Below are 15089 nucleotides of genomic sequence, written 5' to 3' on the forward strand. Positions count from 1 at the left end.
GCGGTGGTGGACGACAAGGGACGCGAAAAAGAGCGCTACCCGGTGGTCTACGGCGCGCGCGTTCTGGTGGAGGACGGCGCCCCGGTCAAACAGAACCAGATTCTGCTCGAGTGGGACCCGTACACATTCTCGATTCTTACCGAGATCAGCGGCGCCATTCACTTCAAGGACCTGGTGGACGGGCTGACCCTGCAGGAGCAAGTGGACGAGCTCACCGGCATGTCGCAGCTCGTGGTGGTGGATTCACCCGACGAGAAGCGGCAGCCGATGATTCAGGTCCGCCCGGAAGGCGCGACCGGCTCGCGCTCGGAAACCAAGAAATACCTCATGCCCACGCACGCGCACCTGATGGTCCGCGACGGGGAGGAGGTTCATGCCGGCGACGTGCTCGCGACGATCCCGCGAGAAACCACGAAGTCCAAGGACATCACGGGCGGCCTGCCGCGCGTGGTGGAACTGTTCGAGGCCCGCAAGCCCCGTGAAACCGCGATCATCTCCGAAATCAACGGCACGGTGAAGTACGGCGAAGTGAGCAAGGGCCAGCGCAAGATCTACGTGGTCGGCGAAGACGGGCAGCAGCGCGAATACGCTCTGCCGCGCGGCGTGCACATCAACGTGCAGGAAGGCGAGCGCGTCAAGGCGGGCGAACCGCTCATGGACGGCCCGCGCAACCCTCACGACATCCTGGACGTTCTCGGCGAAAAGGAGCTGCAGAAGTACCTTGTCAACGAGATCCAGGAGGTCTACCGTCTGCAGGGCGTCAACATCAACGACAAGCACATCGAGACCATCGTCAGGCAGATGATGCGGTGGGTGAAGATCGAGGATGTGGGCGACACCGAGTTCCTGATCGACGACGTGGTGGATCGGTTCCGGTTCATCGAGGAGAACGAGCGCGTGGTGACGTCTGGTGGCGTGCCCGCGAAGGGACGCCCGATGCTGCTCGGCATCACCAAGGCGTCGCTCTCGACCGACTCGTTCATCTCGGCGGCCTCGTTCCAGGAGACCACGCGCGTGCTCACCGAGGCGTCCATCAGCGGGCGCACCGATACGCTGCGCGGTCTCAAGGAGAACGTCACGATGGGCCGGCTCATCCCGGCCGGGACGGGCTTCTACGCGTACTCGCACGTCCACATCCCGTCGGACACGCCGCCGCCGTCGCCGCAGGCGCCGTACGAGGACATGGACGCCGACCGCGACATCGACTACCTGACCGACCCCGACGAACTCCTCGACCGGGACCGCGGCGAGGTGGTCGAGTAGGGTACCCACCACCCACGGCAGGGTCGGCACCAACATTCCTGTGGAGGCCAGGGGTTTCAACCCCTGGCCTTTTTTCGTGTCGCGAACCTTTTCGCTCCGGCACTCGTCGGATGGGCATAGCATATATGTCTATGCCATCTATTGAGGGACGGATGCTCGATCGCGAGCTGAAGAAGGGCGCCGCCGAGCTCGTCATCCTGTCGATCGTCGAGACGCAGGCGCGGCATGGGTACGAGATCAGCAAGCTGATCGAGGAGCGATCCCACGGCCACCTGCGCTTCCACGTCGCGTCGCTCTACCCGCTCCTCTATCGCCTCGAAGAACGCGGCTGGCTGAAAGGGCGCTGGGTGGAGAAGGCGGGCCAGCGCCGTCGCCGCTACTACGCGCTCACGCCCGACGGCACGCGTGTGCTCGGCGCGCAGCGCGAGACGTGGCGCACGTTCGTCCTTGCGATGTCGCTCGTCACGGGAGCCGACCATGCCTGACTGGAAGCCGCTGGTGCGTGAGCGCCTGGCCACCCTGCGCCTCGATCCGTCCCGCGAGCACGAGATTCTCGAGGAGCTCGCCGAGCATCTGGATCAGCGCTACGAGGAACTGCTCCGCGAGGGGTGCGGGGAGGCGGAGGCGCGGCGGACGTCGCTCGACGAGCTCGTCGAGCCTGACGTGCTCGCGGAGTACATGCGGCCGCTGAAGCAGGCGCACGTGCCGGAGCCCATCGCACCTGGCACGCCGCGCAGCGCGTTGCTCGGCGATCTCTGGCAGGACCTGCGCTACGGCATCCGCACACTGCGTCGTCAGCCCGGCTTTGCGGCCACGGCGGTGCTCACGCTCGCACTCGGCATCGGCGCCACGAGTGCACTGGTCGCGCTTGCCGACGCCACGCTGCTGCGCCCGCTGCCGTTCCCGGAGCCTGAACGCAACGTGGTGATCTGGGAGCGCACGGCGGCGTCGCAGCGCGAACGCGCCTCCCTTCTGAACATGGAGGACTGGAGGGCCAGGGGCCGCAGCGTCGAGGCTGTCGCCGGCCTCACGCCCAACGTCGGGAGCATGGTCCTGAGCAAGGCCGACGGGACCGCCGACTCGGTGTCTCGCCAGTGGGTCACCTACGGCTACTTCGACGCGCTGGGCCTGCGGCCGATCGTCGGCCGGTTCTTCACCGCTGACGACGATCGTGCCCGGGCGTTGGTGGTCGTCCTGAGCGAGTCGCTGTGGCGCTCGCATTTCGATGCCGATCCGGCGCTGATCGGTACGACCGTCCGTCTCGACGGCGAGCAGTGGACCGTCGTCGGCATCGCGCCCGGGTCGGCGCAGGTGACGCCCACATCCATGTGGGCCATACGGCCATACCTCGGCGCGCCGCCGCGAGTCCGCGGATTCCACAACGTCGTGGCGATCGGCCGCCTGAAGCCGGGCGTGACCGTTGCCGCCGCGCAGGCGGACCTGGCGCGCGTGTCGGAGGAACTGGCTCGCGAGCACGCAGAGACCAATGCGGGCCGCAGCGTGTCGATCGAACCGATGCGCGATACCCTCGTCGGGCGCGATCTCAGACTCACCAGCGCGCTGCTCCTCGGCGTTGTCGTGGCGGTGCTGTTGCTCTGCTGCGCCAACATCGCGTCGCTGCTGCTCGTGCGTGCCACGGCCCGGAGTCGCGAACTGGCCATCCGATCCGCACTCGGCGCCGATCGCGCACGCGTGGCGCGGCAGCTCCTCACCGAGAGCCTGCTCCTGGCCCTTGTCGGCGGCGGGCTCGGCCTCTCCCTCGGCGCGGGGATCGTGCGCTTGGCACCCCTGGTGATTCCAGATGGCCTCCTGCCGTCGCTCGTGACGCTCACGTTCGACGGCCGCGTGGCGGCCATGAGCGCGGCGATCACGCTGGCTGCGGGTCTGCTCTTCGGCATGACGCCGGCATGGCATGCCGCCCGGATCGCGCCGGCCGCGGCACTGGCCGCCGAGGGGCGATCGGTGACAGGGCGCGGCGAACGACTGCGATCGCTGCTGGTGGGTGGCGAGGTCGCCGCAGCGGTGTTGCTGCTCGTGGGGGCTGGCCTGCTGCTGCGGACGCTCATGGCCGTCGCGTGGACCGACCGCGGCTACCGCGCCGAGAGCGTGCTGACGATGACGATCGACCCGCTGAGCAGCCGGTATCCGGACGACGCCTCGGAGTTGCAGTTGTATGAAGACCTGCGGACCGAGATTTCGGCGGTGCCCGGCGTGCGAGACGTCGCGTTCGCCACGACGCTGCCCCTGGGCCGGTCGTACTTCGGAGACGTGCCGTTCCATGTGACGGGCGAACCGCTGCCGGCGGACGGCAGGTACCCGACCGCCGACCACCAGATCGTGAGCTCGCGCTACTTCGACACCATCGACCTGCCTCTCGTCGCGGGGCGCGCGTTCACCGACGGCGATCGCGACGGCACGGTCCCTGTCTGCATCGTCAACGAGGCGTTCGTGGCGCGGTACCTGGCTGGGCGTACGGCTGTCGGCGCGCGTCTCGAGGTGAGGTCGGGCGATGGGCCGGAGTCGCCGCCGGTCGTGCGCGAGATCGTGGGCGTGGCGCGACAGGTCAAGGGACGTCCTGACGAAACGGACGCCTTCGCGCAGATCTACGTGCCGCTCACGCAGTTCGCCGTGGGTGACGTGTTCCTCCTGGTGCGCCCGCAGTCGGGTTCGTCCGCTGCTCTCGCACCATCGGTGAAGGCGGCGATCGGACGTGTCGATCGCGATCAGCTCGTGAGCGTACGGGACACGATCACGCTCGAGGCGGTCGCGGCGTCCGCTTCAGGTGGACACAGATTCCGCGCGTTGCTCGTGGCCGCATTCGCGGCGCTGGCGCTCGTGATGGCGATGGTCGGCCTGTTCGGCGTGATGGCGTATGCGGTGCAGCAGCGTCGGCGTGAGCTCGGCCTGCGACGCGTACTCGGCGCACGGGGCGGCGACGTGCTGCGTGTGGTGCTCGGATCCGCGTGGCGCACGCTCGTCGGCGGTACGGTGGTCGGCCTGCTCCTGGCGCTCGCCGCCGGTCGTGCGCTCGCCACGCTGCTCTACGGCGTCTCGGCCGTCGATCCCACGACATTCGCTGTCGTCATCGTCGTCGTCGTTCTCACCACGACCCTGGCCGCCATCGTCCCCGCGCTGCGCGCCTTGCGCGTCCATCCCGCGGTGGTGTTGCGGGAGTAGGTGTAGACGCTGCCGGACTTGTCCGGCAGTCGGTGATCTCCGCCCGCCGGATGAAATCCGGCGGCTACACCTGATGGAGGCGGGGTCTCCGATGCTCGGCCCGTGTTCGTCCTCCCTGTGCTTCGGCGTTGAGCACTGCGGGGGGACGACAATGAAGAAACTGCGGGTGTTGGGAATGGCGGTCCTGACCGTGTGTGTCGGGGCGCCGGCGGCGCATGCGCAAATGCCAGAGGGTGTCGCAGGGCTTCTGCCCAACCTCATCCTCAACGGCATCAGACTCGACGCGGGAACGCCCGTGCCGCACGATGCGCACTTCACGCCGCTCAACGAGTTGTACGTGGGCACCGACCCCCGATCGGGGCGCGGGTTCCAGCTCGACGCGGCCGAGGTCGTGCTCAACTTCAACCGTCTGCTCGCGACGCAGTTCGCGACGTTTCCGATCGGTTCGTCGAGCGGCGCGTTCTCGTTCCAGATCGACGAATCGACGGGGCTGCCCGTGCGGCGCACGCGCAGTTTCGGACCGTCGTTCGGCGAGCGGACGATGACCATCGGCCGCGGCCGCTTCTCGGTGGGTGCGGCGTATCAGCGTACGTCGTACGACCAGTTCGAGGGGCAGGATCTCGAGGACGGCTCGCTGCAGTTCCTGCTGCCGCACAACGATTGCTGTCCGGCGCAGGTCGGCCTGCAGGCCACCGGCGATGGCAACCTGCTCAACCCCGGATTCGAGTCCGACATCGTGACGGTCCGTGTGGCGATGAAGGCGGCGACCGATACGACGGCGTTCTTTGCCACCTACGGCATCACCGATCGGTTGGACGTGGCGGTGACGGTGCCGCTCGTGAAGGTGTCGCTCGAAGCGCGGGCCGACGCGGAGATCGTCAGGCTCGGGACGGCGTTCCAGCCGCTCGTACACACGTTCGAGACGGGACATGACGTGTCGCGGAAGTCCTTCTTCGATTCGCGCAGCGCGAGCGGCATCGGCGACGTGACGTTGCGCACCAAGTACAACTTCCTCCAGCAGGGCGCACAGGGGCTGGCCGGCACGTTCGACCTGCGGCTTCCGACGGGCGATGCCGAGAACCTGCTCGGCACAGGTGCGCTGCAGGGACGTGTCGGGCTGGTGGTGTCGACGGGCACCGACAGGTTCGCGCAGCACGTGAACGTCGGGTACACGTTCAGCGGAAACACGGACGTCGGGACCTACATCGGCAACGACGAGACGCTGCAGGGCGTCCTGCTGCCGAGCAGCACGCCGCCCGACGAGCTCCAGTTCAATGGCGGCGTGGAGTTCGCTGCGACCGATCGGCTCACGCTGCTTGGTGAGTTCATGGGGCGGACCCTGCGCAATGTCGGCCGCCTGCACGTGGGCGAGCGCACGTTCCCGTACTCGCCGCAGGGCCAGCCGGTGGTGTCGCCGGTGCTGCAGTCGCAGTCGTTCCGCGAGTTCCAGGCCAGCGAAGGCTCGCTGACGATGGGCCTGGCCGCCGTCGGCGCGAAGGTCAGCGTCGGATCACGCGCCTTGCTGTCGGCGCACGTGTTGCTCCCGGTCACCAACGCCGGCCTCCGCAGCCGCACCACGGTTACGGTAGGAATCGATTACACGTTTTAGGAGTGCCTATCTCACGATCCGGGTCGCCGTGATGCGCCACGTGGGCGCCTTTGTCAGGCTGAACACGCGGCGACGAGTGTCGGTGGTGCGGCGGCCGCCGACGCGGAGTTCGGCGACGAACGACTCGGCGCAGTCGGCCGAGGCCGAGCCCGACGTCGCGTCCACCGAGATGCGGCAGCCGCTGAGCGCGAGTTCGACGCTGCGCAGCTGGCTGAACTGGTCCTGCAGCGCGCCATACGCGCCCGGCTGCACCGCGTCGACGGCGCGTGCGTCGCGCGCCGAGTACGCGCGGGCCCAGTTGGTGAGCTGCGTCTGGATCAACGACTCGTCACTCGGTCCTGCCGCTTCTGCCTGCCGGACAGGCGGCGTCGGTTCGGTGACGGGACGCGTTTCGCCCGACGTCACCGGTGGCGGGACGACCGGCGGTGGCGAGACAGCCTCACGTGGTGGCGTGACGGGCGTGGTATCGCGGGCACCCTCGCCACCGCGCGTATCCATCGTCACGGGGGCAACCGGTGCGTCGGCGGCAGCCTTGCGCGGGTGCCTGTCGTCCACGCGCGACGGCGTGGCGATTGTTCCGGATGTGCCTGGCGTACCGTCGGCCTTGCCCGACGACTCGGGCGACTCCGCGGGTGTGACAGGTACCCGCGGATCCGCTGTCGTTTCGCCTGGCGTACGCGGCGCGTCGACGGGCGCCGGCGGAGTGGATTCTCCGTCGCGACGCATCCCACCGCTGCTGGTCCACAACACCACGGCAAGGATGCTCGCGAGCACGACGCCGGCAGCGCCTGCCACGAGTGGCCAGCGCGCACCGCGAACGGGCGGCGCAGGAGCGGCGACGGGTTCCTCGGCGGTGACCCTGACTCCACCGTCGATGGGGGCTGTCGACCGTGGCGTATCGGGACCTGCGGACGACTCCGTCCGATCCAGTGCATGCGACCAGATGAGCGGCGGGCTTGCCGCCGTGTGATGACCATCGGTCCCCGGCTCCGGCGCGTGCGCGCCTGATTCCCTACTCGCCGCGGAGGCCACGCGCAGCAGATCCGTGCGCATCGCGTCGAGGTGTGGATAGCGGTCGTCTGGCGATCGCGCCATCGCGCGCTCGACGACCGCGCAGAGCGCGGGATCGGGATCCGGCAGCAGTTCCTGCAGCGGCGTCGGGGAACCGTGGACGATCTGATAGGTCAGGGTGGCGAGGTTGTTGCCCGGGAACGCCTTCTCGTACGTGAGCAGTTCGTAGAGCACGAGGCCGACGGCGAAGATGTCGCTGCGGTGGTCGAGGTCCTGGCCGGTGATCTGCTCCGGCGACATGTAGTTCAGGGTCCCGACGATGTTGCCCTGCATCGTCAGGCCCATGGTGGCGCCGATGTCTCCGCCGCCGCGGGCGATGCCGAAGTCGAGCAGGCGGACCGTGCCCGACCCGCTGCTCACGATGAGGTTGGACGGTTTGACGTCGCGATGGATGACCCCCGCGCGATGCGCGAACGCGAGTCCCGCGCAGAGGTCGGCCGCCATCAGGAGCTTGCGCTGGAGGTTCCAGGGCGCGCGCCGGCGGATGCCTTCCGAGAGCGGTTCACCCTCGATGTATTCCATCGCGATGAACGGCTGCTGCTCGTGCTCGCCGACCGTATAGATCGCGACGATGTTCGGGTGCTGGAGTCGTGCGACGATACGGGCTTCACGTCTGAAGCGTTCGCGTTGGTCCTCGGTGTCTGCGCGGAGGACCTTGAGCGCGACGGGTCGTCGCAACAGCGTGTCGGTCGCGAGATACACGGTGCCCATGCCGCCCTCGCCGAGCACGCGCCGGATTTCGTAGTGGCTGATGTGCGTGGGCGTCTCGGACATGGGTACGCGTCGGCTGGTGTAGAGGGCTGGCCGTCATAATAGGCCGGGGCCGTGCCGGCCCCATCACGGGAGAGTCGAAATGCAGTCGATCCTGCGTGCCCGGCGTGTGCTGTGTGCCGCGATGGTGACCCTGGCGGTGACCGGTGGCGGGGCCGCGATGGCCCAGGACCAGGCGTCGTTCGAGAAGCGCCTCACGGTCCACAGACTCGCCAACGGGTACACGTTCCTGATCCTCGAGCGCCCTGGTGCGCCGGTGTTCTCGTTCGCCACGCGGGTGGACGTCGGATCCGCGCAGGAAGTGCCCGGGATCACGGGGCTCGCGCACATGTTCGAGCACATGGCGTTCAAGGGCACGCCGCGGCTCGGCACCACCGATTACGCCAGAGAGAAGGTGGCGCTCGCGGAGCTCGAGACGGCCTACCAGGCCTACGAACGTGCGCGGGGGGCGGTCAAGCCCGATACCGGCGAAGTGGAGCGTCTCCTGAAGGTGTTCAAGGAGAAGGAGGAGGCGGCGCAGGCCTTCGTCGTGCCCAACGCGTTCGACGATGCCGTCTCGCGGGAAGGCGGCGTGGGCCTCAATGCCGGCACGAGTGCCGAGGCCACGACGTACTACTACTCGCTGCCCGTCAACAAGTTCGAACTGTTCGCCTATCTCGAATCCGAGCGCTTCCTGCACCCGGTGTTCCGCGAGTTCTACAAGGAACGCGACGTGGTCATGGAGGAGCGCCGGCAGCGGACCGACAGTCAGCCCATCGGACGTCTCGTCGAGCGGCTGCTGGGGACGGCGTTCATCGCGCATCCCTACAAGCAGCCGACAGTCGGGTACATGAGCGATCTGCAGCGCTTCACGATGACCGACGCCGAGGCCTTTGCCAGGCAGTACTACGTGCCGGCGAACATGGTCACGGCGATCGTCGGCAACGTGAAGGCGGCCGAGATCATCCCGACATTGGAGCGCTACTTCGGCCGGTTGCCGAAGGGCGATCCGCCCGCGCCGCTGCGGACCATCGAACCGCCGCAGACGGCGGAGATCGTGATCACGCTGCGCGAGCAGGCGCAGCCGATGTACCTGGAGGGCTATCACCGGCCGTCGGCGCTGCATCCGGACGACGCGGTGTATGACGCGATTGCGGAGATCCTGGGCCGCGGCAGGACGTCGCGGCTGTACACCTCGCTCGTCGAGAAGCAGAAGGTCGCCGTGCAGGCGCAGGTGGGCAGCGGGTTGCCCGGGGTGAAGTATCCGCACCTGTTCATCGCGTTCGCGGTACCCGCGCGCGGCGTGTCCAACGACACGGTGGCCGAAGCGCTGCACGCCGAGCTCGCGCGCATGGTCGACCAGGACGTGACCGACGAGGAGCTCGCCCGTTTCAAGACACGGGCGAAGGCCGACCTGATTCGCTCCCTCGCGAGCAACAGCGGATTGGCCGACCAGCTGGTCACCTATCAGACGCTGACAGGCGACTGGCGCGACATCTTCGGCTACATCGAGCGCACGGACGCCGTGACCAAGGCCGACATCCGGCGCGTGGCCGGCGACGTGTTCAAGGCGCCCAACAGGACGGTGGCCCGGTTGGAGAACGAGGCGGCGCCTGCCGCAGGAGGCACGCGATGATCCGCTCGCGCATCATGACGGCGCTCGTGGCGCTGATGGCCGGTGCGGGACTGCCGCTCGCCGCCGACGCGCAGGTCGCCACCGTCGATGAACTGCAGTACCCGCCGCTGCCGGCCTTCTCGCTGCCTCGTCCCACGCGAACCGTGTTGCCGAACGGTCTGGTGGTGCTCGTGATGGAGGATCACGAGCTGCCGCTCGTCAGCGTGAGTGCGCGCATCCGCACGGGATCGCTGCTGGAGTCTGCCGACACGTTCGGCGTTGCGAGTCTCACGGGCTCGCAGATGCGCGCCGGTGGTACGCAGGCACTTGCACCGGACGCGCTCGATCGCTTTCTCGAAGGGCGTGCGGCATCGATCGAGACAGGCATCGGTGACGACTCGGGAACGGCAGGCATGAGCGTGTTGAAGCAGGACTTCGACGAGGTCCTGCAGGTGTTCTCCGACGTGCTGCGTCAGCCGCGGTTCGATCAGGGGCGTCTCGACGTGGCCCGCCGTGCGATCGAGGCAGGCATCGCGCGGCAGAACGACGATGCGAACGGCATCGCGGGTCGCGAATTCCGCAAGTTGATGTACGGCGCCGACACGCCGTTCGCACGACAGGCGACGTATGCGTCGGTTGCGGCCATCACGCGCGACGATCTCGTGGCGTGGCACGCGCGGTACGTCCACCCGGATCAGACGATCCTCGCCGTCCACGGCGACATCACGACGAAGGATGCGGTGGCGGCCGTGACGCGCGTCTTCGGCGCGTGGCCGCGCGGGCCGAAGCAGACGATCGCGTTCCCCGCGCCACGGCCGCAGTCGACCCCTGGCGTGTTCGAGGCCGTCAAGACCGACGTCGCACAGTCGTCGCTCCGAGTCGGCCACATGAGCGCCCTGAAGAGTACGGACCCCGATTACTACGCCGTGCAGGTGCTCAATGAGGTGTTGAGCGGCAGCTTCACGTCGCGGCTCTTCTCGACGGTGCGGACGCAGAAGGGACTGGCGTATTCGGTGAGTGGCGCCGTGGGCAGCCACTACACGCGCGTGGCGCCGTTCTCGATGAGCACGAGTACCAAGACGTCGACGACGGCAGAGACGATCGAGACGCTCGTGGCGGAGGCGCGGCGCATCGTGACAGAGCCACCGACCGAGGAGGAGATCACCAGGGCGAAGCAGGCGATCCTCAACTCCTTCATCTTCAGTTCGGCGACGACGGGACAGGTGCTGGGACAGCAGGTGACCTACGAGTACTACGGTCTGCCTGCCGACTGGCTCGAGCGGTATCGCGCCGGGATCGAGAAGGTCACGCCTGCCGATACGGCGCGTGTGGCCAAGAAGTACATCGCACCCGATCGCTTCGCGATCCTCGTCGTCGGGCCGACGGAGGGACGCGACAAGCCGCTCTCGACGTTCGGACCGGTGACGACGCTCGACATCACGATCCCCGAACCGCCGTCGGCGGCCCCCGCCGCGCCGGCAGGTCCGGCTGCGGCAGGGGCCGCCGAGGCCGGCGCCGCGCTCGTCGCGAAGGCGGTCGAGGCGTTGGGAGGGGCGGCGGCCGTCGACGCGGTGAAGGGCTATCGCGAGGAGACGACGCTGACGGCGACCACGCCGCAGGGCGAGATCGACCTGCAGTCGACGCTGGAGGTGACGCTTCCCGATCGGGTGCGACAGGTGCTGGTGACGCCGATGGGCGCGATGACCATGACGATTGCCGGGGAGAAGGGCACGGTGGAAGGCGGTCCACAGGGTGAGATGCCGCTGCCCGAGGCGCAGCGCGTGCAGTTGTTGAAGCAGATCCAGCGATCGCCGATGTTCCTCCTGCAGCGGCGTGGCGAGGCGGGCTTCACGGCGGTGGCCGCGGGCGAGGGGCGCGTGGGCGAGACGGCCGTCACGCTGCTGCGGATCGACGTCGGCGGCGAGAGCGTGACGGCGGGCATCGACCCGGCCACCGGCCAGATCCGGAGCCTCCTGGCGCGCGGGATCGGTCCGACTGGCGCGCCGGCCGACGTGCTCACCGAATACGGCGATTACAAGGCCGTCGGCGGCCTCTCGCTCCCACACACCCGCACATCGTCTGTCGGCGGCACGGTGGCCCAGCGCGCCACCGTGAAGAGCGTGCAGGTGAAGTAGGGTTGCATGCGTGCCCTTGCCGTGATACGCTCGCAAGGTTTCGTCGGGGTCAGGACACCCTATCTGACCCCGAGCCACACGAAGTGAGGCCCGGATCCCGGGCGCCGCGGTGGTTTGGCGGCGGGGATTGGCGGGCACATCCGAGCGGGTCGTTCCGAGTGACGGACCGCGACGCGACAACTTCGAAGACGTAGGGTACCCAGTCCCGGGTGCCAGGTCTGCCGTAATGCAGGCTTTCAGGCCCGGGACGCCGTGTCGCCTCGCAAGCGGCGGCACGGAGGCAAGTCCGAGACGGGCACGCCTGACGAGGCGTGTCCGGATGCGTGTCTGTCGTCTCGAGCGACGCGCGTGCAGGTGGAGTCACTGTGCCGACCATCAGTCAGCTTGTTCGCAAGGGCCGCGAAGCGGTCATCGACAAGACCAAGAGCCCTGCGCTGCAGGAGAGCCCGCAGAAGCGCGGTGTCTGCGTCCGGGTGTTCACGCAGACCCCCAAGAAGCCGAACTCGGCGCTCCGCAAGGTGGCGCGTGTGCGGTTGACGAACAAGATCGAAGTGACGACCTACATCCCGGGTGTCGGCCACAACCTGCAGGAGCACTCGCTGGTGCTCATTCGCGGGGGGCGTGTGAAGGACCTCCCGGGTGTCCGCTATCACGTCGTGCGGGGCACGCTGGACGCCACGGGCGTCGCGAACCGCCGGCAGGGCCGGTCCAAGTACGGCGCCAAGCGGCCCAAGTCGTAGCAGGAGCTGAAGTCACATGCCACGTAGACGAGAGATTGCCAAGCGCGAGGTCACGCCGGATCCGCTGTACAACAGCGCCCTGGTCACCAAGTTCATCGGGTCGGTGATGAGCGATGGCAAGCGGAGCACGGCGGAGCGGATTCTCTACAAGAGCTTCGAGATGATCCAGGAGAAGACCGGCGAGGAGCCCCTCAAGGTCTTCAAGAAGGCCATCGACAATACGAAGCCCAGCCTGGAAGTGAAGTCGCGGCGCGTCGGCGGCTCCAACTACCAGGTGCCTATCGAAGTGGGCGTCAATCGCCGTCTGTCGCTGGCGATCCGCTGGCTGGTCGGCTACGCGCGGTCGCGTGGCGACGGCAAGACGATGGAAGAGAAGCTCGCCAACGAGCTGCTCGACGCGAGCAACATGCGCGGTGGGGCCGTGAAGAAGCGTGAAGACACGCACCGCATGGCCGAGGCGAACAAGGCGTTCGCGCATTACCGCTGGTAAGCGGGGAAATTCTTTCAGGTTTTCGACACCATGGCTCGTCAGGTACCTCTCAGTCGTACGCGCAACATCGGCATCATGGCGCACATCGATGCCGGCAAGACGACGACGACCGAGCGCATCCTCTTCTACACCGGCATCACCTACAAGATCGGCGAGGTGCACGAAGGCACCGCGACGATGGACTGGATGGAGCAGGAGCAGGAGCGGGGCATCACCATCACGTCGGCGGCGACCACGTGCTTCTGGCGCGAGCACCGCGTCAACATCATCGACACGCCGGGCCACGTGGATTTCACGGCCGAAGTGGAGCGCTCGCTGCGCGTGCTCGACGGTGCGGTGGCGGTGTTCGACTCGGTGGCGGGTGTGGAGTCGCAGACCGAGACGGTGTGGCGCCAGGCCGACAAGTACCACGTGCCGCGCATCTGCTTCATCAACAAGATGGACCGCATCGGCGCGAACTTCGAGCGCACGGTGGATCAGATCAAGAGCCGTCTGCAGGGCAACCCCTGCGTGCTGGCGTTCCCCATCGGCACCGAGGACAAGTTCCGCGGCGTGGTCGATGTGGTGCGGATGAAGGCCATCGTCTACAAGGACGAGACGATGGGTGCCGACTACGTGCTGGAGGACATCCCGGGCGACCTGCAGGCGCAGGCCGACACGTATCGTGAGGAGCTGCTCGAGAAGGTGAGCGAGAGCGACGACGTGCTGCTCGAGAAGGACCTGGGCGGCGAAGCGCTCACCGAGGACGAGATCAAGGGTGCGATTCGCAAGCGCGTGAATGAGTCCGTGCACCACCGTGCCGAGGCGCCGTTCGTGCCGGTGCTGTGCGGATCGGCGTTCAAGAACAAGGGTGTGCAGCCGCTGCTCGACGCGGTGGTCGACTACCTGCCGTCGCCTGTCGACATTCCGTCGATCAAGGGCGTCGCGGTGGACAACGCGGAAGAAGTGCTGGAGCGTCCGGCCGATGACAAGGCCCCGTTCAGCGCGCTCGCGTTCAAGATCATGACCGACCCGTTCGTCGGTCAGCTCACGTTCATCCGCGTGTATTCGGGCGTGATGACCTCTGGCTCGTCGGTGCTCAACAGCACGAAGGGCAAGACCGAGCGCATCGGGCGTCTGCTGAAGATGCACGCCAACAAGCGTGAGGAGATCAAGGAAGTCTACGCGGGCGACATCGCCGCGGCCGTGGGTCTGAAGTCGGTGATGACCGGCGACACGATTTGCGACGACAAGGCGCCTGTCATCCTCGAGTCGATGGACTTCCCCGAGCCGGTGATCTCGCTCGCCATCGAGCCGAAGAGCAAGAGCGACCAGGAGAAGCTGGGCGTGGGGCTCGGCAAGCTGATGGCCGAGGACCCGACGTTCCGGGTGAAGTCGGACCAGCAGACGGGTCAGACGGTGATCGAGGGCATGGGTGAGCTGCACCTCGAAATCATCGTGGACCGCCTCAAGCGCGAGTTCAACGTCGAGGCCAACACCGGCAAGCCGCAGGTCGCCTACAAGGAGACCGTCACGATGGCCGCCGAGGGCGAGGGCCGCTACGTGCGTCAGACGGGCGGCCGTGGGCAGTACGGTCACGCGAAGATTCGTCTCATCCCGCGTCAGCCGGGTGAGGGGTATCTGTTCGAGAACAAGATCGTCGGCGGCGTGATTCCGAAGGAATTCATCAAGCCGATCGACGAAGGCATCAAGGAGGCGCTGACGACGGGTGTGCTCGCGGGCTTCCCGATCGACGACGTGGGGATCGAGCTGTACGACGGCTCGTACCACGACGTGGACTCCAACGAGATGGCGTTCAAGATCGCCGGCTCGATGGCGTTCAAGGACGCGGCGAAGAAGGCGCGTCCCGTGCTGCTCGAGCCCGTGATGCGCGTCGAGGTGGTGGTGCCCAAGGAGTTCATGGGCGACATCATGGGCGACATCGCGAGCCGCCGCGGGCACATCCAGTCGCAGGAAGACCTGGGTGGCACGCAGATCGTCGCGTCGCGCGTGCCACTGTCGGAGATGTTCGGCTACGCCACGGACCTGCGTTCGCGGACGCAGGGACGCGCGACCTACTCGATGCATTTCGATCGCTACGAGCAGGCGCCCAACCACGTGGCCGAGGAAGTCATCGCCCGCATGCAGGGAGCCAGGCAGTAGTCAGGGCCAGTAGAACCGGAGACCAGTCGCAATGGCGAAAGAGAAGTTCGACCGTTCGAAGCCGCACGTCAACATCGGGACGATCGGCCACATCGAC

Annotated in this window: 10 protein-coding genes; 9 read left to right on the plus strand and 1 reads right to left on the minus strand. The window is 67.5% G+C overall.

The window, feature by feature from the left end:
- The 4 genes from IT182_08770 to IT182_08785 form a co-directional block, all read left to right on the plus strand.
- Window positions 1-1263 (plus strand): DNA-directed RNA polymerase subunit beta' (locus tag IT182_08770; GenBank protein ID MCC6163427.1); only part of this gene is annotated, 1263 nt, incomplete at its 5' end.
- A 152-nt stretch (window positions 1264-1415) separates the two neighbouring features.
- Entirely contained in the window at window positions 1416-1748 is a 333-nt protein-coding gene (locus tag IT182_08775) for a PadR family transcriptional regulator (GenBank protein ID MCC6163428.1), read from the plus strand.
- Window positions 1741-4440, plus strand: coding sequence for an ABC transporter permease (locus IT182_08780; GenBank protein MCC6163429.1), 2700 nt, complete (start codon window positions 1741-1743; stop codon window positions 4438-4440). Before IT182_08775 ends, IT182_08780 begins: the two co-directional genes overlap by 8 nt.
- A gap of 223 nt (window positions 4441-4663) precedes the next feature.
- On the plus strand, window positions 4664-6049 hold the full coding sequence (locus IT182_08785) for a hypothetical protein (protein ID MCC6163430.1): 1386 nt from the start codon (window positions 4664-4666) through the stop codon (window positions 6047-6049).
- Between the two features lie 6 nt (window positions 6050-6055).
- On the opposite strand, the gene IT182_08790 is transcribed toward IT182_08785, so the two are convergent.
- Window positions 6056-7894, minus strand: a complete 1839-nt coding sequence (locus IT182_08790; GenBank protein MCC6163431.1) for a protein kinase — start codon at window positions 7892-7894, stop codon at window positions 6056-6058.
- 79 nt (window positions 7895-7973) lie between these two features.
- On the opposite strand from IT182_08790, the gene IT182_08795 reads away from it, so the two are divergent.
- The 5 genes from IT182_08795 to fusA all read left to right on the plus strand — a co-directional run bounded on the left by IT182_08795 (window position 7974) and on the right by fusA (window position 14992).
- Entirely contained in the window at window positions 7974-9506 is a 1533-nt protein-coding gene (locus IT182_08795; protein MCC6163432.1) for an insulinase family protein, read from the plus strand.
- Window positions 9503-11620: an insulinase family protein gene (locus tag IT182_08800; GenBank protein MCC6163433.1), complete on the plus strand. Its 2118-nt coding sequence runs from the start codon at window positions 9503-9505 to the stop codon at window positions 11618-11620. Before IT182_08795 ends, IT182_08800 begins: the two co-directional genes overlap by 4 nt.
- Before the next feature lie 365 nt (window positions 11621-11985).
- Window positions 11986-12360, plus strand: coding sequence for a 30S ribosomal protein S12 (locus tag IT182_08805; protein MCC6163434.1), 375 nt, complete (start codon window positions 11986-11988; stop codon window positions 12358-12360).
- Between the two features lie 16 nt (window positions 12361-12376).
- A complete protein-coding gene (rpsG, locus tag IT182_08810) occupies window positions 12377-12850 on the plus strand; it encodes a 30S ribosomal protein S7 (GenBank protein ID MCC6163435.1) in 474 nt (157 codons plus the stop codon).
- Window positions 12851-12880: 30 nt separating this feature from the next.
- The gene (gene fusA, locus IT182_08815) at window positions 12881-14992 is read left to right on the plus strand and encodes an elongation factor G (GenBank protein MCC6163436.1); all 2112 of its coding nucleotides are present in this window, start codon (window positions 12881-12883) and stop codon (window positions 14990-14992) included.
- Window positions 14993-15089 lie beyond the last annotated feature (97 nt).

The sequence above is a fragment of the Acidobacteriota bacterium genome (genome assembly GCA_020845575.1).
Lineage (GTDB): Bacteria > Acidobacteriota > Vicinamibacteria > Vicinamibacterales > Vicinamibacteraceae > Luteitalea.